Annotated in this window: 20 protein-coding genes; 3 read left to right on the top strand and 17 right to left on the bottom strand. The window is 33.9% G+C overall.

Annotated elements, in window-relative coordinates:
• Window positions 1-371: 371 nt before the first annotated feature.
• The 9 genes from HNR27_RS12170 to HNR27_RS12210 all read right to left on the bottom strand — a co-directional run bounded on the left by HNR27_RS12170 (window position 372) and on the right by HNR27_RS12210 (window position 5,740).
• On the bottom strand, window positions 372-764 hold the full coding sequence (locus tag HNR27_RS12170) for a hypothetical protein (RefSeq protein WP_429339926.1): 393 nt from the start codon (window positions 762-764) through the stop codon (window positions 372-374).
• 220 nt (window positions 765-984) lie between these two features.
• Window positions 985-1,590 (bottom strand): ABC-2 transporter permease, encoded by a 606-nt coding sequence (locus tag HNR27_RS12175; protein WP_429339927.1) that lies wholly within the window; start codon window positions 1,588-1,590, stop codon window positions 985-987.
• Window positions 1,583-2,449 (bottom strand): ABC transporter ATP-binding protein, encoded by an 867-nt coding sequence (locus HNR27_RS12180; protein ID WP_429339928.1) that lies wholly within the window; start codon window positions 2,447-2,449, stop codon window positions 1,583-1,585. The genes HNR27_RS12175 and HNR27_RS12180 overlap by 8 nt, the downstream gene beginning before the upstream one ends.
• Window positions 2,450-2,454: 5 nt before the next feature.
• On the bottom strand, window positions 2,455-2,826 hold the full coding sequence (locus tag HNR27_RS12185; RefSeq protein WP_212920868.1) for a GntR family transcriptional regulator: 372 nt from the start codon (window positions 2,824-2,826) through the stop codon (window positions 2,455-2,457).
• A gap of 15 nt (window positions 2,827-2,841) precedes the next feature.
• The gene (locus HNR27_RS12190) at window positions 2,842-3,147 is read right to left on the bottom strand and encodes a YfzA family protein (RefSeq protein WP_212920869.1); all 306 of its coding nucleotides are present in this window, start codon (window positions 3,145-3,147) and stop codon (window positions 2,842-2,844) included.
• Window positions 3,148-3,510: 363 nt separating this feature from the next.
• The gene (locus tag HNR27_RS12195) at window positions 3,511-3,870 is read right to left on the bottom strand and encodes a hypothetical protein (protein WP_429339929.1); all 360 of its coding nucleotides are present in this window, start codon (window positions 3,868-3,870) and stop codon (window positions 3,511-3,513) included.
• 54 nt (window positions 3,871-3,924) lie between these two features.
• On the bottom strand, window positions 3,925-4,440 hold the full coding sequence (locus tag HNR27_RS12200) for a GNAT family N-acetyltransferase (protein WP_429339930.1): 516 nt from the start codon (window positions 4,438-4,440) through the stop codon (window positions 3,925-3,927).
• Window positions 4,441-4,701, bottom strand: a complete 261-nt coding sequence (locus tag HNR27_RS12205; protein ID WP_429339931.1) for a DUF2087 domain-containing protein — start codon at window positions 4,699-4,701, stop codon at window positions 4,441-4,443. It lies immediately after the preceding gene.
• A gap of 178 nt (window positions 4,702-4,879) precedes the next feature.
• A complete protein-coding gene (locus tag HNR27_RS12210; RefSeq protein WP_429339932.1) occupies window positions 4,880-5,740 on the bottom strand; it encodes a LysR family transcriptional regulator in 861 nt (286 codons plus the stop codon).
• Between the two features lie 297 nt (window positions 5,741-6,037).
• On the opposite strand from HNR27_RS12210, the gene HNR27_RS12215 reads away from it, so the two are divergent.
• Both HNR27_RS12215 and HNR27_RS12220 read left to right on the top strand, forming a co-directional pair.
• Complete coding sequence (locus tag HNR27_RS12215) at window positions 6,038-7,123, top strand: NAD(P)H-dependent flavin oxidoreductase (protein WP_429339933.1); 1,086 nt, start codon at window positions 6,038-6,040, stop codon at window positions 7,121-7,123.
• Between the two features lie 1,068 nt (window positions 7,124-8,191).
• Window positions 8,192-8,680, top strand: coding sequence for an SRPBCC family protein (locus tag HNR27_RS12220; protein WP_429339934.1), 489 nt, complete (start codon window positions 8,192-8,194; stop codon window positions 8,678-8,680).
• 74 nt (window positions 8,681-8,754) lie between these two features.
• Here HNR27_RS12220 and map read toward each other — a convergent pair whose 3' ends face one another.
• The 3 genes from map to HNR27_RS12235 form a co-directional block, all read right to left on the bottom strand.
• Window positions 8,755-9,495 (bottom strand): type I methionyl aminopeptidase, encoded by a 741-nt coding sequence (gene map, locus HNR27_RS12225; protein WP_429339935.1) that lies wholly within the window; start codon window positions 9,493-9,495, stop codon window positions 8,755-8,757.
• A gap of 146 nt (window positions 9,496-9,641) precedes the next feature.
• Window positions 9,642-10,154: a hypothetical protein gene (locus tag HNR27_RS12230; protein ID WP_429339936.1), complete on the bottom strand. Its 513-nt coding sequence runs from the start codon at window positions 10,152-10,154 to the stop codon at window positions 9,642-9,644.
• An 87-nt stretch (window positions 10,155-10,241) separates the two neighbouring features.
• Window positions 10,242-11,180 (bottom strand): helix-turn-helix transcriptional regulator, encoded by a 939-nt coding sequence (locus HNR27_RS12235; protein WP_429339937.1) that lies wholly within the window; start codon window positions 11,178-11,180, stop codon window positions 10,242-10,244.
• 108 nt (window positions 11,181-11,288) lie between these two features.
• Here HNR27_RS12235 and HNR27_RS12240 point away from each other — a divergent pair, with 108 nt between their 5' ends.
• Window positions 11,289-11,894: a type 1 glutamine amidotransferase family protein gene (locus tag HNR27_RS12240; RefSeq protein WP_429339938.1), complete on the top strand. Its 606-nt coding sequence runs from the start codon at window positions 11,289-11,291 to the stop codon at window positions 11,892-11,894.
• Between the two features lie 120 nt (window positions 11,895-12,014).
• On the opposite strand, the gene HNR27_RS12245 is transcribed toward HNR27_RS12240, so the two are convergent.
• The 5 genes from HNR27_RS12245 to HNR27_RS12265 all read right to left on the bottom strand — a co-directional run bounded on the left by HNR27_RS12245 (window position 12,015) and on the right by HNR27_RS12265 (window position 17,413).
• Entirely contained in the window at window positions 12,015-13,961 is a 1,947-nt protein-coding gene (locus HNR27_RS12245; protein WP_429339939.1) for a BglG family transcription antiterminator, read from the bottom strand.
• 72 nt (window positions 13,962-14,033) lie between these two features.
• On the bottom strand, window positions 14,034-15,479 hold the full coding sequence (locus tag HNR27_RS12250) for a glycoside hydrolase family 1 protein (RefSeq protein WP_429339940.1): 1,446 nt from the start codon (window positions 15,477-15,479) through the stop codon (window positions 14,034-14,036).
• 15 nt (window positions 15,480-15,494) lie between these two features.
• Window positions 15,495-15,836, bottom strand: coding sequence for a PTS lactose/cellobiose transporter subunit IIA (locus tag HNR27_RS12255; protein ID WP_212920883.1), 342 nt, complete (start codon window positions 15,834-15,836; stop codon window positions 15,495-15,497).
• Between the two features lie 17 nt (window positions 15,837-15,853).
• Window positions 15,854-17,098, bottom strand: coding sequence for a PTS sugar transporter subunit IIC (locus tag HNR27_RS12260; RefSeq protein WP_429339941.1), 1,245 nt, complete (start codon window positions 17,096-17,098; stop codon window positions 15,854-15,856).
• 3 nt (window positions 17,099-17,101) lie between these two features.
• Entirely contained in the window at window positions 17,102-17,413 is a 312-nt protein-coding gene (locus HNR27_RS12265) for a PTS sugar transporter subunit IIB (protein ID WP_212920885.1), read from the bottom strand.
• Window positions 17,414-17,469: the final 56 nt, after the last annotated feature.

Genomic DNA, 17,469 nt, shown 5'->3' on the forward strand with positions numbered 1-17,469 from the left:
CTTAGACACATTTGAAGTAGCTTTCATCAAATGGTCAAAGACCTTACATTAGCTGTTTAGAAATATAGACTCGTTACTTAACAATAGAAGATACCACATTTAAATTATGAGAATAGTATATCTATTAATTAGTATAACAAAATTGTCCGCTTCCCACAAATAATAAGTAATTAGAGTAGTAGGTAGAATCTATTTCCGCAATCGCGCAATAAATGGATTACCCTAATACTAATGCTGCATCCCTAATTAAACCTACTTACAGAGTAAGTAGCTATCCTATTCTATAAGTGAATCCCTGCAATAGAAACAGTGTTTATAACGGAACCGTACGTTAGAATGTCAATCACTTTCATTACATATTTTATTTATTATTATTCTAAGGAGTCTTTTATTAATTTAAATCGCTCATTGATCATTTCATGAGGATTAATGTTTTTAAATGCAGCAGCCTTAACTGAAAAACTAGCAAAATTTAACCCTGCACCAAATATTTGTAATGCACCATCAGCCAGGTTTCCTTTTTTCAAGTCCTCAATACCATCTTTAATAAAGTTATTACTTTCGTCTAGATGGCAATCTGCTATATATTTTTCTCCTTCGTGAAATAATTTTAGATTTTCTAATATTTGGTTAGCTGTATTTTCCGATATCCCTGCATCTATATCCATCAGCATATCGTTAATAGGTTTTACTAGCTTTCCATATAAACTGTCATATTCTTGACAGTACATTGCAATTTTTTCTCTTAACTCTTTTGAATTCATTGCACTTAGCCCCTTCTATAAATTTATTTCCTAGAATAGCTTGCTCTCATTTTAAAAATTTTATTACTACTATCATGAGAAGAAGCTAAGTTGAATTATAAACGTATTATTTCTTACCGTCGACTAATAAACCTCCAGACCTTCCTAAGCATACATAGCTCTCAATAGAAACTTTTACCATACTTCAAGTGACTTAGATTCAGTTCGTACAAAGAACCACTTAGAACGCTTTCCGTTGATAAATGAAAGTGGTAACTCCCCATGAAACAGCATAGAATGTTATGATAATAACTGCCGCTCCTATATATAATGCTGGGACGGATAAATTAACAAGAAAATCAGTTATTGCTGTTAAATGTTCAGCTAAAAATAGCACAATAGATGGTCCAATACCTGCTAAAAGGATAAAGCTAATGAGTACAACCGTTGAAATATAGCCTGGTTTAAATATATAAAACAATGGAAAGGTAAATGCAGCAAATACTAAGAATAAGCCTCCGCCAATCGCAATATCAGTCATCGTAAACGGTTTATTGAAAACAAAAAATGTTAGACTTGTCACCCCAATGGCTAAAACCATATAAATAATAGCACCAAGATAGCGCGATGCGATAATTTCCGTACGTGTATAAGGTAAGGAATTTAATAATATGTTTGTCTCTACTTTTTCATCGTAAGCATAGGTGTTAAAGGGAATAAAAATGCTAGCAATGAGAAATGTCAAGGCTGGATGTGCATCCATAATGATAAAGAATAGGATAAAAGGAATAAAGATTAATAGTTGCCTTTTCTGTAAGATGACATCACGTCTGATCAAATTAAACATGCTGTATCCCCCCTTTGAAGTGATACATGATATCTTCTAGTGATGCTTGTTCAATGACAACCGAATCCCCAAAAATATTTTTCACTTCTTTTATATTATCCGTTAATGCTTCAAATCCTGTTGGTGCACGATGAACATGAACAAAAGCGGTTTCCGTGTCTCTATCCAGAAGCTCCACTCCCCCTTTAACGAGTGCATAGTCTTCAGCTATATCGTGAATGGACTTATTAAATACTAATTCCCCTCTCTGTATAAAAGCGATATAATCTGCAATACGATCTAAATCAGTTGCAATATGCGTAGAGAAGAAAATGGTACGATTATCATCAACCATTAATTCCTGTAAAAGATCCAACAACTCTCTTCTAAATATAGGGTCCAAGCCTGCTGTTGGCTCATCCATAATAATGAGCTCTGCATGATGTGAAAGGGCTATTGCCAATGATGCCTTCATTTGCATCCCTTTTGAGAAAGTCCTCATCGCTTTATTAAGCGGTAATTCAAATTGCTCCATATATCGATAAAATAATGTATCATCCCAGTGCTTGTAAGCTGGTGCAACAATGCGCTTTATATCTTTTAAGTTCATCCCTTCAAAGAAGACATTGCCATCATATACAAATCCGATACGCTCCTTAATCTCCTTTTCATGTTCCCTGTAATCCAACCCGAAAAGCTTAACCTCCCCAGCATCTGGCTTTAATAGATTCATTATCATTTTTATCGTTGTTGACTTACCAGATCCATTTGCCCCAATGAACCCTGTTACAAAGCCTTGCTTTACTTGTAAATCAATATTATTAACGGAAAAACCTTTGAATTCCTTCGTGACATTTTTTAATTCAACCACCTTTTCCATTCTTCTCACTCCTCATATAGAATCTTCAGTAATTGCTGTAGCTCCTCAAGTGACAGACCAATTTCTCGGCTATTCGTTATGACTGCGCTCAACTGCTCCTCAATAACCCTCAGCTTCTTCTCGCGAATAACCTCTAGATTTTGCTCTGCGACGAAGGACCCTTTTCCGACAATGGAATAGATAAAGCCCGCCTTCTCCAATTCCTCATAGGCACGCTTCGTTGTGATTACACTAATTTGTAAATCCTTTGCAAGTTTACGCATAGAAGGTATTGCAGTTCCTTCTTGTAGTTCTCCTGCTAAAATTAACGATCGTATTTGATTTACAATTTGTTCATAAATCGGCTCCTTTGAACTGTTGGAAATAATTATTTGCATGTGAATCCCTCTCTCTTATTCTTTTCGAAGCAAACTTGCAATAATGTCGTGTACGGCTTGAATCAGTATAGCAATCACATGAATTGTCATGAACATATTAAAAAAAGGAAAGGAATAAGGAGATATCCATTCCGTAAATAGCTTCGAATCCAAAATCCCTCTTGCTATTTTGGCAAATAAATTATCACTATCGTTTATGTTTGGCTCCAGGGAAGTGCCATCAACCACGAAAAAGATTAATTGCATAATTAAAAATATAGCAATGATGCTCATCCAGCGTTTTGTTAGATTTTTATTATTTGTTACTACTTTTTCTACCATTTAAACACTTCCACCTTTCATGCTTCACATTTTGAGTAATTACTATCTTTGAACCCTTTATAGTGTATATGAGTAGTAGTTGTTATACGTTTATTTTTTTGTCATTACCCATTTACAAAATTACCCCTACATATTGTATATATACTATATAAACATTATATACACACATAGAACCTCCTGCAACAATTTTGTTAAAAGAGAAGGGAAAAACATAAAATCGAAAAAGACAATAAAAAAACAGTAATGACAAGGGATTAGTAGAATATGGAACAACGAAAAAAGACTGAGTCCCTACTAGATCCAGTCTGAATTTGTGTTGATTTTTAATTAGCCCGAAAGCGGTTGGACAACGATTGCATCGCATTATAGTTGAATAACTATATTAAAAATTACTGCAAAAATTAATGCACAAACGATTATCCATATTATTTCTATACGAACAATAGAAATCCATACACTACGATTCTTTATTTTAGCGATATTTCTAGCAACCTTTAGATTAATTGGTACGAAAAATAATGAAAACAGGAATCCCACTGATAGGGAAATACAAAAGTGAATGATTGCAATATTAGAAGTTAACTCTGATACGAAGCTACCAATAATAAAAACTGGAATACCAGCCCATAGAAAGAAAGTAAAAACTAATAATACAGATACCATTATGACTAACATAAATTCCTTTTTAAGGACATCTTTAAAGTTCTGAAAATATATACTCATGATATCCTCCCTAGTTCTTTATCTTTGCAACATGCCTACCAATAGTTAAAGAGGCTAAGAACTCCATTCCTCATCTAAGATTGCGTAATAATACTCATCCCACCACTCGTTTCCTTGGGGTATACATTTCTTGAAAAACCCTTCTCTTCTCATGCCAATCTTCTCCATTACTCGATAGGATGGCGTATTTTCAGGCTGACAGGTAGCTATTATTCTATGTAATCCCATTGTCTCAAAACCATATTTTAATATAGCGTGTGCTGCTTCAGAAGCATACCCTTTATTATAATATTTAGGATTGAACACCCAACCTATCTCATATGTATGATCACCAAAATACTTATGGAACACAATGTGACCAATCAAATTTTGGTCTTCCTTTAACAACACAGGGAAATACTTAGCATTTTCACCACTGTTGTCCATTACAAATTTTTTTGCATCTTCAACAGAAAAAACATCCTCTGGTAAATACTTCATAACATTGCTATCCGATGTATACTCATAGACACTTTGCCAATCGTCCTGTGTAAAATTACGTATAACTAGTCTTTCTGATATAATGTTCATTTAATTTACCTCCATATGGTTCCATTCAAATCTTTTTCTATCTTTCTTTACCCCGCTGTTGTTCATTCCGATAATCCTACCCCAATCTTTTATCCAGTATTCGGTACAATCCTTAGAACGTTCCATAAAGTTATATTCAATTAGGTATCTTTTGATTGTAGCAAAATCACTGTATATTGTCTTTAATATTCCGTTAACTTCCTTTTCGGGGTAAATCCTATTCTGTTCAAACCGTTTTATTATATGTTGTAAAACAATCAATTTTCTTTTTTCTTCCCTTGAAAAAGTCTCTAAGTTACCATAAATACCTTGCTTAAGATAAGCAGATAAGACCTTTTCTTCTCTTCTTCAGTCGTCGCATTCCGTTGATCCACCATTTTATCCCCTTTAAGAGAACTAACAAATTTTATTCACTCTCTTTTTTAGACTAACCTCTCATTTACTCACTTAATACATTTAAAAACTTTAATAAAGCCGAAGGTACATACTTATCCTTTCTATAGATGAATACCGTTTTTACTTTTCTATATTCTTCTGGAAGTAAATGCTTTCTAAGCGTTCCTTCTTGTAATTGTTTTTCTACAACGCTTTGTGGGACCATACTAATTCCTAGACCAGCAGATACACATCCAATGATTGCATCTAGGGTTCCAAATTCCATTATTTTTTTAGGAATCACCCGTTCTTGGTGAAACCATTGTTCGAGCCTCTCCCGATAAGAGCACCCTGTACGGAATACAAGTAATGTCTTCGTTTGAATGTCCTTGATTGAGGATATAGGAGGATGAATTGCATCTGTTACAAGTACTAACTCTTCTTCAAATACCTCCTTTTGAATGAGATCAGGATGTTCAATAGGCTCAGCTACAAATGCTCCATCAAGCTCATACTGGAGAACACCTAGGATATTTTCTTCCGTAGAACCTGTTTTTAGAGTGAGATCAACGTCTGGATAGTTTATAAGGTACTTTGAGAATATGGCTGGTAATCGAACTGCTGCAGTTGTTTCCATCGAACCGATAATTAAAGGACCTTTTGGTGTTTGATCATCATTTATTACGTTTTTTGCTACTTCTATAAGATTTAATATTTTTTCCGTGTATGTTAATAGCAGGCTTCCTTTGGCGGTTAAAGCAGTCCCTCGATTATGTCTATAAAATAAGGTCGTTTGTAGTTCTGCTTCCAATTGCTGTATTTTCATCGTGATATTCGATTGTGCATATTGAAGTTCTCTTGCTGCTTGTGAAATACTCCCAAGCTTTGCAACCGTCTGGAAAACTCTTAATGTAGACAAATCCATTAAAAATCCTCACCCCTTCCTGCCATCTAAATTACTGATGGCCAATATCAATATTATGTATTATTCAATATATCAGAAAAGAGATATCCTTTACATATAATCCTCTATTACTGGATGTTTCTATTTAAGGAAGTAAGCTATTCTATTAAATAGGGAAAAACTGATTTAATTTATGTTAAGAGGATTAAAAGATTTGCCTATCCCCCGCTCTTCTACTTATGCAAAAAGATTTTTCCTTTAAGAATACAATTGCTGGTTATACGGTATCAAGTAATGAAGCTACGAGGAGTGTTAATTATGTTTACTAATGAAATGACAAGACGAATGAATATCGAGTATCCAATTATTCAAGCCCCTATGGCTGGCGGAATAACCACTTCTAAATTAGTGGCTGAGACTTCAAATGCCGGAGGTCTAGGAATGATAGGAGCAGGGTATATGACGCCTGCGCAAATACGAGAACAAATTAGGGAAATAAAACAGTTAACTTCAAATCCGTTTGGTATTAATTTATTTGTTCCTAAAAAATTTAAGGTTATAGAGAACAATATTAAATCAGCTAATCAGTTCTTAAATCCCATTCGTCAGCAATTAAATTTACACCAAAGAGATAACTTTGAAATTCCTAATTTTAATCATGCTTTTGCAACATTTATGGAGCAAATTAAGGTTGTGAGGCAAGAAAAGGTTCCTATATGTTCTTTTACATTTGGCATTCCATCTGAAGAAGTGATCACTGAATTAAAACAATCTAACATTATTCTGGTGGGAACAGCAACAACAGTTACAGAAGCAGTCGAAATTGAAAAAGCACAAATGGATATTGTTGTGGTACAAGGCAGTGAGGCTGGTGGGCATCGGGGAAACTTTATGAATGATTCTCAAGAAGGTTTAGTTGGTTTAATGTCCTTAATTCCACAGGTAGTAGATAGTGTAAGCATTCCTGTCGTAGCTGCCGGGGGAGTTATGGATGGAAGAGGACTAATGGCTTCGATTTGTTTAGGTGCTAAAGGCGTACAAATGGGGACGGCTTTCTTGACTTGTAAGGAAAGTGGAGCAAATAAGATTCATAAAACAGCAATTCTTCATGCTAAAGAAGATCAGACCGTTTTAACCCGTTCATTTTCAGGTAAATGGGCAAGAGGAATTAAAAATAAATTTATTACAGAAATGCAGGAACATGAAACACTTTTACCGGATTTCCCTATTCAAAATACACTAACACAAGCTATTAGAAGAGCTTCTGCTGCACAAAACAATCAAGATTTTATGTCACTTTGGTCTGGTCAGAGCCCAAGATTAGCCAAAAATCAAACCGTTCAATTATTAATGAACAGTATTATTGCTGAGGCAAAAAAATTAGGTTCCGTGGATACGAGGTAATTTACAATGTAGAAAAAGACCTAGCACAAAAAGCTAGGTCTTTTTCTATATTGCGGAATCCCGCCAGTAAGCATTCACTTAAAAAGTATGATCACCATTAAATAAGGCAAACTGAACTCCACTCAAACTGGATTTTTAGCAGTTAGCATGGTTTTTTTATTTCTTTCGCTTTAATCCAAATAGCTTCAACGTAAACTCCGATTATTACCGTCAGCAACACAGCGTTTGCATAAAAAACGCCATCTTTAACAGAATAAAAAAGTGAAGGGAATGATAAAGGTGTTACAAGCGACAATAAAGATCTCTATATTCTTAGCTTCTTGGTTATCTGTTTTCTTTCTACCGAACAAAAAGAAATTATTCATCAAATATTTACCCGTTTCCTTGTTTTCAACCATGCTCCTAATACTTGAGATATTTTACTTTACAGTAAATAAATTATGGTATGTAAAAGGTCCTAAAAAAAATCTATTTCAAACCGCTGTGCTACTTGTTTTTGGCCCTTATCTTATATCAAATATATGGTTTTTTCATTTATCTAAAGGAAAATTCCTTCCATATTCTATAATCAATCTCGTAGCAGACCTAATCTACGCCTTTCCGATAATTGCCCTATTAAAAAAGCTTGATGTGTTTAAAATAAAAGTTAAATCCAGTTATTTTTTCATGTTAATTTTTACTGATGCATTATTAAACTATTCCTTCCATAAATTTTTTAATAAAATACAACCCCAAATAAAAAGGTAGTTGGTGTAAGAAAATGGTCAACAATCTCTCTTTAACTATCTCTACCGGTTCGTTGATAGAATGAACAGAATGACAACCTATGTCACTTGTAAAAGACATTTTTAAAAAGCTTATTCCCTCTAAGAAGATGACTTCTGTATTCAACAAGTGTACTGCACCCCAAAAGTTAGAGCGATATTCAAAGTTAACTTTTGGGTGTCACACAAAGAGTCATCTTCTTTAAATTACATTTATTTTTGCAAATGTAATAGTGGTTATTTCATAATTTTTTTAATAATGATACTATTAAAAGTGATAATTATACAAAAAGGAGAGATTTCTATGACAACTGTAACAAATGATAAAGCTATCATTAAAGAGATAACAATTAACGTGCCATTACAATTAGTATGGTATGCTTGGACAATATCTGATAGAGTTGCTGAATGGTTTGCTCCTGAAACCGTAGTTGAAGCTAAGATAGGTGGTGCATATGAACTTTATTTTGTACCTGGAAATAGAGAGGGTATGAATACTAATGGCTGTAAGATCACTAAGCTTATTAATGAAAAAGAGCTACATTTCACTTGGAAAGGACCAGACCAATTCGCGACACTAATGAACGATGAAAATGAGCTAACAACTGTAAAAGTATGTTTTGCAACTATCGATTCAGATTCTACAAAGGTGATTGTTGAACATGTGGGATTTAAGGATAGTGAGGACTGGACTGAAGCATTGAATTGGCACCAAATGGCGTGGTCAGGTGTTCTTGACAGTTTAAAATCTGCCTTAGAAAAGGGCGAGGGTAATTTATGTTGCCAACCCTAGAAGTAATATATTTACATAACATAAACCATCTATATTTTTAGGTATATAGATGGTTTTTTGTATGATTATGGCTCTTACAATGTAGTGACTACTGGCCCTTCCTTTGTAAGAATAATCGTATGTTCATATTGAGCTACAAAGCTTTCATCGGTTAGATATGTCCATCCATCTTCAGATTGGAAAACTTCCTCTTCAAGAGTAGAGATAAAAGGTTCAAAGGCAATTACCATACCATCTTTTAAAATTTCGTCATCCCAGCGGGAGAAATAATTGAATATATGATCGGGGGCTTCATGAATCGAGCGCCCAACTCCGTGTCCAGTAAGGTTTTTTATGACTGTTAAACCATATTTTTTTGCTACATTGTGTGCAGCTTTGCCAAGCGCGCTTTTTTTCGAACCTGGTTTTGCCTTCTCAAGTCCAGCGTCAAATGCTTCTTTCGCAACGTCACATATTTTCTGTAACATTATCTCTCCTTTCCCAACAACAAAGGAAATTCCAGTATCTGCGAAATAACCGTTTTTCGATCCTGAAACATCAATATTTACAATATCCCCTTCTTGAATGACCCGTTCCCCTGGAATTCCATGCGCTACTTCTTCATTTACACTAATGCACGTATATCCCGGAAAATCGTATTCTCCTTTTGGTGCCGATTGAGCACCTGCATTTTCAAACATGTCTTTAGCAATTTCATCGAGTTCTTTTGTAGTAATTCCAGGTTTCGTACATTGGACTAATTCATCTCGAATCGCTCCACAAATTCTACCGATTTCTTTTAATCCATTAAAATCCGCTTCAGTCTTTGCAATCATCGTGGGTCCTCACTTTTTTAGTATTTTATGATTATCATTTCATTTATTTTCTAGCATAAATTTTAATTGCTTTTTTCTCAACAAAATGGTTTTCGAATATGTGAACTTGAATTAAATAAGACAGTCCATCCAAAAACTACTTTCGTTTAAATATGTTCGGTTAGTCGTTTAGCCTCATCAATGCATTCAATATTGATCATTGCTTTAATAACTATATCGAAAAGTTCAGGGTAGTCTTGCAAGCTATAATTTATTTGCAGATCCCTAAATATTGCTAGTCTTGAGGCAATTGGTTTGGAAGATAGGTATTCCTGCAATAACTCCAAATCAAGATTTGTGTCCTTGATTGGAAAGTGTATGTGTTTTTCACCTAGAAGTAGTGGATTTGTAACGCCCAATCCATCCTGTGTCTGGATGATTATATTTTTCTCCCGCTCCCTTTTAACAGTTTGAACGTATCGATACGGATTGTCAATACGAGGTATTTTGAGATCGTCTATTAAATAATTGGAGATCCTCTTCCTACTGAAAACTTCATTTTCAGTAGGTTGATACGGGGAATTATTAGCCTCTTCACGCCATTGTTCTTTAGCAAGTAAATAATTCTCTTCACTTTCAAACTGGTTATAGAACAGTTCACTGTCTGTCATATTTACCAAAAAAAAGAAGCTACAGCTACAGCTTCTTGTTTCGCTCAAGCTACTTGCTATTGAATAAGTATTGATGAGTAGTCTGGTTATCGTTTCCTATACCAAATCACGGTATAAATCATTTAATACTAAAATTTTCTTTTTTATTTCAGCTACTAACTCTATGGGTTCAACTACTTTTGCGTGGTTCCCCATTTGTATGAAATAATCAGCTAAAAACTCTATTTCCGTTTCACTAATTGACCCCTTAATGACTCCATAGCCTCTACTATCAATGGATATTTGATAGTAAAGTGAAACACTAGATTTATATTTTTCTACTCCTTCTGGTGTTAATTCCACTTTAAGCTCATACTCTTTTTTTGTTGTTAAAATCTTAATAATATCATTTAAGTTGGTATCTTTTAGATTCATCTTGTCGCTTCTTGTACTTCTTTCAATCTCTGATATTCGATCGCAACGAAAAAGTCTAAAATCCTTCCTAAGATAACAATACGAAGGACAATACCATCTTCCATACTGAGAAAATAATCCAACTGGTTGTACCTCTCTTTTCACCCCCAAGTAAGAAATCCAGAGCGGCTCATTTCCTATTGCCGCCATAAACAACTCTTTCAATAGAGGACTTTCTTTACTCTGGTTATCTATTTTAAAATCAATCTTATTTTTGATTAAATCAATTTCATCCTTCATCTTTCCGTTTAAGTTCAGATAAAACTTCTTTATGATTGAATTATATTCCGATTCAAAAGGAAGGCTAATAAAATGTTTTAAAGACAAAAGAGCAAAAAAGATAGAGAAAGTTTCTTCTTTTGTAAAAGAGACAGCAAGTAGATTTTTTTCTTCTAATACTTGATATCCTCCATTAGCTCCTACTGCTGAAATTAATGGGACCCCCAAAATACTTAGTTCTTCTAAATCTCTAAGAATCGTTCTTCTTGAAACATTAAATTCTTTTGCTAAATCATCTACCTTAAACTTTTTCACTCGATTAATATACAACCTTAATTCATTTAATCTAATTGCTTTACTCAAAACTTTCACCCTTTTTTCTAATTGTGTCATCAATTGTCACTATTCCATTATATACTGAAGACAGTATCAAAATAATAGAATTTTTCAATTTAATTAGGAGGAAATAACATGAATCAGACTGAGAAAAAAGAGATTTTAATAGTTGTTTTGGAGGAATTTGCTGATTGGGAAATAGCATATGTAGCAGCTTTTTTAAATGAAACAGACAAGTACATCACTAAGATAGTTGGTATCAGTAAGGGAGTTATAAAGTCTATCGGTGGATTAACTGTTCTACCAGATTATACGGTAGAAAATATACCTGAAGTCTTTCATGGTTTAATTCTAATTGGGGGAAACTCCTGGCGTAAACCACTAAGCAATAACGTGATCCCAATAATGGAGAAGGCATTTGCCATGGATATTCCAGTAGGGGCAATATGTGATGCCACAGTTTTTATGGGAGCAAATGGATGGTTAAATGACATAAAGCATACAAGCAATGATCTGAATGATTTAAAAGCCTATGCAAAAGATACCTACAGCAATGAAGGGAATTATGTATTCGAACAAGCAGTTCGTGACGGAAAGATTGTTACTGCAAATGGAACAGCTTCATTAGAATTTGCAAAAGAAATGCTTGAATTATTAGAAGCATATCCTAAGGAGCAAATTAATCAACTGTATCTTTACCATAAATTAGGCTATTACGAGGCAGAAAAGACAAATTCATAACTAGCAAAAACTTACAATGCACATAATCCTTAAGAAAGGAATTTATGTGCATTTACTCTAAATAAGAAAAAAGCGGGCAAAATTATCCGTCGATAACTAACCCACTAATCGTAATGATTATCATGAAGCATTACTGTCAATTAATTCATTTACCATCATTTTAAGTTTATTAATAAACTCATCGAAGTTTTCCGATTTTCTTAATTGCTCTACATTGTAGGATTCAGAAACTATTTCAATAAAGAGCTCAAATAATCGATTAAAGGTTTTTGATTCTTTATTATTAATCGCTACAAGTGCAACCATTTTAACTTCATGACCAGACCATACTATTGGTTCTTGTAACGTTACTATTGCGATACCACTCTTAATTGCATCCAGCTCAATCGAATGGGGTACCGCAATACCAGACGGAAAGCTTGTCGGCGACATTTGTTCCCTTTTCTGGATACTATAATAAAAGCTATCATTAACATACCCTTCGTCTACCATCATTTGATTCATACGTTTGACAATATCACCTTCGACTAATCCAGAGGGATCAATCTGGTTCAAATAGAGCGCTTCATTAAAGAATCTTTTGATAAAATTATTAATGGCGATCTTTTGATGTAGTTTTCTTGTTGCTTCCACACGTCTTTCAATCTTAATAATATCCCTATCTGTCAGAAACGGCTTAATAAACACGGAACCTTCGTATGCGGAAGCAACTTTTCTATCTGTTGTCACTAATAAATCAAACATATACAATCCAATATCATTATGATTAGGAATTGATTGAATTCCCACAGCGTCCCCTAACCGTTTTATAATCTTATTCGTTAATTGTTCCCGTATACCATGGTAATCGTCTGCAACCAACAGTATCCGAATTTCGTGCTTATCAATGTCTCGTTGTTTTTCTAGCAAGGAACCAATATGCAGCGCTATAAATGATATTTCATCTTCATTAAATCTAACATCAATTTTTTCTTGGATTAATGAAGAGATATATACCGACACATCATAAATAATTGGATAGCTTATCTTAATATCGAGTAAACTACTATTCCGTACAAATTTTTGATACTTAGACCGGTAGAATAAGCCTTGTAAATGTATTGCCAATTTATTAATAAAATCAGCATCCTCAAAGTCAATGAAATATACCTTTTCTGCTTTACGCAAAACATCTTTTAATGTAGATAATATCGTACTGTCAACATATGTTTCGATTTTTTCAATATTGTCCTCAACTAATGATTTATCGTATAAACCAACAAATTGTAGAGCTAATTGATATATTTCTAATTCCGGAAAATGAATATTATATATTTTTGATAGTTCTTCCGTTATTTCATTTGTTAATATATATTCCTGTTGACTTAAATTGTTCTTATATAAATCTTGATCATTCTCTGACAGAATATTACCTTGTCGAATTCTTTCGATACTCACTGCAAAATGAAAAGCAATACTATTAAGGGAGTATTGATTAATAAATATATTATGATCTGATAGGGCAGTACGAATGATATTCCTTAGTTCATCTAAAGAAATTTCTTCTATCATTTTCTCAATACTTGATTTTAATTCGTCATATATATTACCCTCATCATAAAGTAATTCCACCATATATTTTCGTCTTGAACGCTCCGAACCCTTAAGTTTAACGATATTATTTTTAATCGTTATCTCAAGAGTTTGTGCTGGAAGACTTTGTTTCAATTCTTGAATATCATTTTTTAACGTAGACTCTGAAATAAATAGTTTTTCACTTAAATCGAATAAATCAATTCCATCTGATGAATATTTAAGCATTTCCAAAAAGATTCTTGATTTACGGTTATTGAGTTTAAACTCCGAATCATCACTATTTTGTCTATTACTTTTTAACGCTTCTTTATTAAGTCTGTAACCAATATTACTTGATTCTATCGCATTTGATAATTCATTGTTTATCTTTGAAACATAATTTCTAATTGTTCGTGTTGAACAATTAAGAAAATCCGCTAATTCATTAGCGTTGATCCACTCACCATGTTTTCTTCTCAATAGGTTCAGTAATTCTTTTTGCTTCTCATTCATGATCATTCAGACTCCTTGAATATGAACAGAAGTAGGTTATTAAAAACAATAACCTACTTTCTTTCGTGTATCTTAAAGCTCAGAACCATTTGTTTCAATTACATTTTTATACCAGTAGAAGCTGTCTTTCTTAATTCTTTCACCTGTGCCTTTGCCTTCATTATCTAAGTCTACATAAATAAAGCCATAACGCTTATTCATTTGAGCAGATGAACAGCTAATAATATCAATTGGCCCCCATGCACAATACGCAAAGACATTTGCTCCATCATACATTGCTTGTTTCATTGCAGATATATGGGCAGAAAGATAAGCAATGCGATAGTCATCATGAACTTTTCCATCTTTAAGTTCATCATACATCCCTAAACCATTTTCAGCTATCATTAATGGTTTCTTATAACGGTCCCAGTAAGTTGAGAGACTAACATATAATCCCTGTGGATCTATTGCCCATCCCCACGGACTTGACTCTACAGCCGGGTTAGGTGTGACAGATACTTGTTTTATTGTATTTTTAGAAGCATCTGCTGTGTCTGTATAATAATAGGACATCGCTAAATAATCCATTGTGTTTTCTTTTAATAATTGCTTATCTTCTTCCGTTATGTCTAAGTGAATACTATTTTCAGCAAAATAATTTAACGCATATTGAGGATATTCTCCAAAGAACTGTACATCGGTGTAGTAAAATTCCATGCGATTTTTCTTTAATGCCAGCACAATATCATCTGGCTTAGATGTTGCTGGATAAACCGTTACATCGGAAACCATTGTACCAATCTGCATTTCTGGATTAACTGATTCAGTATACTTTTTTAACATGGCACTTGCCACAAACTGATTATGAACTGCTTGATACGCTGCTTCCTCATAATTATCTACTGCATCAGAAGGAATTGCTGTCGAATTAAATGGCTCATAACCAATTAAATTAATTTGGTTGATGACAATCCAATATCTCACCTTATCTTTATAACGATCTAATACGACCTTACCGTATTTGTAAAATAAATCGATAACTTTACGATTATGCCAACCACCATATTTTAATGAAACATTAACCGGTGTTTCATAATGTAATATTGTAATGATAGGCTCCATACCAAGCTCAACAATTTTATCTATTAAATTGTCATAATACTTTAGCCCCGCTTTATTTGGTTCTTCCTCATCACCAGTCGGGAAAATTCTTGTCCAATCAATCGACGTTCTGAAATTTTTAAAGCCCATTTCAGCAAGTAGTTCCAAATCTTTATCGTAAGTATGGTAAAAGTCAATACCATATCTCTTCGGATAATAACCTTCTTTATCTTCTAAATTAGCTTTAATTTGCGAGATTGTCATACCTGCTTTTTGTTCAGCCTGAATTTCAAAATTGGATTTATCAGGATAATATTTATGAACATCCGCAAGGCTCTTCCCTTTTCCTCCTACATCATGAGCCCCTTCTGCTTGATTTGCAGCAATTGCTCCACCCCATAGAAAATCCTTTGGCATTTGATAATTATTAAGCATTCGAATACCCCCAAATTATTTTTTCATTAGCTTCTCAAAAATTGCTATTAAATTTTCAGCTATTAATATCTCACTTTGTGCAGTCATCATTGTATCTTGTGCGTGAGCAAATAGAATCGAGTATCGAATTTGCTCTCCCATTGCTTCTTTTTGAATAGTGCTCGTTTGAAATGAGTGAGATATGGTAACCTCTTCTCTTGCCTTCTTTAAATAGTCATTCGCTTCCTCAAAGTTTTCATCATGAATGCTTTTTAGTGATTTAACCAAATAGTCACGTGCATTTCCAGCGTGTATCAAGACATTCATTGAAACCTGGGTTAACTCATCAATCTCTTCATTATGATCTAAATCTGACATGATCTAATTTTTCCTCCTTACAAATTGCTATTTTCTTCCTCTTCCTTTTTCAACAAGGATTTATCATATACTTTAAAGAATGGATAGAATACTGCCCATGTTATGGCAAATAGGACGATACACCAGATTATTGCCATAAAATCTTGCGTTGCAAAATAGGAAGCAAGTGGGTATGGCATATACCATAACAAGAAAGTTGATGATGGGATATCTACCCATCCCCAAGACATAATACCGTATACAATCGTTGGAACTAGTAAGCCGTTTATCCACATAGGTACCATCAAGTATGGGTTAAAGGCAATAGGTGCACCAAATACCAATGGCTCGTTAATATTGAAAATAGATGGAACCACTACCGCCTTACCAACCGCTTTCAATTGCTGTGATCGACTAATAAATGCCATCATGATTGCTAATGCTAAGGTTGTACCTGTACCGCCAATATAAATTAAAGCGTATAATGTTTCCTGGGTAGCAACATTAGCAGCAACCCCACCGCTTGCTACAGCATCAATATTACCTGCCAAGTTAGCCATGTAAATAGGATAGAATACCGGGAATACAGCCCATCCTGAAATACCAAACGAATATAAGAACACTGGAATAAATACGGATAAAACAAATCCAGGATATGTTGAAACAATACCAGCAACAGGTTTGAAAATACTTTGAATTACTTGGAATAAATCAACCTGGAATTGAATTGTAATCAACCAACCAACAAAAAGAAGTAATGTGATTGGTAATAGATTATCAAACCATCTTATGACAAAATCAGGAATAGAAGAATCTTCATCAAAGAATGATTTTGATGCCATAAAGTTCATAATCACCGCTACAAATAAACCAGTTATAATAGCTACTAACATACCTTCAATACCAAAACGAGATAAGGTAAACGATATTTGCCCTTCCTCAATGGTTGGAAATAATAACAGTAGATACAAAACTAATGATGTTGCTCCAGAGATTAGTTTGTTATCCGAATGCCCCTTGTTTTCCATCACATAATACGGAAGGAAAAAAGCAATAATTAAACCAAACATACCAAATGAGAAAGTACTCATTAGTGAAAGATCAGGCATCCAGTCAAAAAAGTTATTCAAAATAGAAATCATCGTAATTAAAGAACCAACAAATACTAACGGTAAACCTGTAAGCATTGAACTTTGAATACCAGACACCCATGGGTTTGCAACAATTTTGTTCACTCGTGGAGCAAACTTAGTGCTCATAAAGTTCATTAATTTAGTCAGCATTTTTTATTCACTCTCTTCCAAGCTTAGAGCTAACTCCAAAGCTTTTTCTCCGTTTAATGATCCATAAATTAGTTGCGGAATAATAGCAACCTTAACATTCTTCCCTTGCGCTTTTTCTCTAATTTCATCTTCTTTATAAGCCAAATGAGGACCAATTAATAAATAATCTATATTATCAATTACTGAATCTAGTTGAGATTCACTTGCAGCTTTAACAGTGACCTGTTCACCTTTCTTCTTAGCAGCCTTCCGCATAGATGCGGCCATAAATCCACTTGATGCGCCAGAACCACAAACTAAAAATATATTTTTCATATAAATTCCTCCTTTTTCTTATCTGTCTTCATCTTATCTACGTTTGGGACCGCTTA

It is taken from the genome of Ornithinibacillus bavariensis, assembly GCF_050433565.1.
In the GTDB taxonomy this organism is placed as follows: Bacteria; Bacillota; Bacilli; order Bacillales; family Amphibacillaceae; genus Ornithinibacillus; species Ornithinibacillus bavariensis.

What these genes read in the sequence shown, in the direction of transcription:
- HNR27_RS12195 (WP_429339929.1), bottom strand. Translation starts at nt 3,870, where the DNA reads ATGAGTATATATTTTCAGAACTTTAAAGATGTCCTTAAAAAGGAATTT.
- HNR27_RS12260 (WP_429339941.1), bottom strand. Translation starts at nt 17,098, where the DNA reads ATGCTGACTAAATTAATGAACTTTATGAGCACTAAGTTTGCTCCACGA.
- HNR27_RS12180 (WP_429339928.1), bottom strand. Translation starts at nt 2,449, where the DNA reads ATGGAAAAGGTGGTTGAATTAAAAAATGTCACGAAGGAATTCAAAGGT.
- HNR27_RS12255 (WP_212920883.1), bottom strand. Translation starts at nt 15,836, where the DNA reads ATGTCAGATTTAGATCATAATGAAGAGATTGATGAGTTAACCCAGGTT.
- map (WP_429339935.1), bottom strand. Translation starts at nt 9,495, where the DNA reads ATGATTGCAAAGACTGAAGCGGATTTTAATGGATTAAAAGAAATCGGT.
- HNR27_RS12215 (WP_429339933.1), top strand. Translation starts at nt 6,038, where the DNA reads ATGTTTACTAATGAAATGACAAGACGAATGAATATCGAGTATCCAATT.
- HNR27_RS12265 (WP_212920885.1), bottom strand. Translation starts at nt 17,413, where the DNA reads ATGAAAAATATATTTTTAGTTTGTGGTTCTGGCGCATCAAGTGGATTT.
- HNR27_RS12185 (WP_212920868.1), bottom strand. Translation starts at nt 2,826, where the DNA reads ATGCAAATAATTATTTCCAACAGTTCAAAGGAGCCGATTTATGAACAA.
- HNR27_RS12250 (WP_429339940.1), bottom strand. Translation starts at nt 15,479, where the DNA reads ATGCTTAATAATTATCAAATGCCAAAGGATTTTCTATGGGGTGGAGCA.
- HNR27_RS12170 (WP_429339926.1), bottom strand. Translation starts at nt 764, where the DNA reads ATGAATTCAAAAGAGTTAAGAGAAAAAATTGCAATGTACTGTCAAGAA.
- HNR27_RS12220 (WP_429339934.1), top strand. Translation starts at nt 8,192, where the DNA reads ATGACAACTGTAACAAATGATAAAGCTATCATTAAAGAGATAACAATT.
- HNR27_RS12200 (WP_429339930.1), bottom strand. Translation starts at nt 4,440, where the DNA reads ATGAACATTATATCAGAAAGACTAGTTATACGTAATTTTACACAGGAC.
- HNR27_RS12240 (WP_429339938.1), top strand. Translation starts at nt 11,289, where the DNA reads ATGAATCAGACTGAGAAAAAAGAGATTTTAATAGTTGTTTTGGAGGAA.
- HNR27_RS12190 (WP_212920869.1), bottom strand. Translation starts at nt 3,147, where the DNA reads ATGGTAGAAAAAGTAGTAACAAATAATAAAAATCTAACAAAACGCTGG.
- HNR27_RS12210 (WP_429339932.1), bottom strand. Translation starts at nt 5,740, where the DNA reads ATGGATTTGTCTACATTAAGAGTTTTCCAGACGGTTGCAAAGCTTGGG.
- HNR27_RS12245 (WP_429339939.1), bottom strand. Translation starts at nt 13,961, where the DNA reads ATGAATGAGAAGCAAAAAGAATTACTGAACCTATTGAGAAGAAAACAT.
- HNR27_RS12175 (WP_429339927.1), bottom strand. Translation starts at nt 1,590, where the DNA reads ATGTTTAATTTGATCAGACGTGATGTCATCTTACAGAAAAGGCAACTA.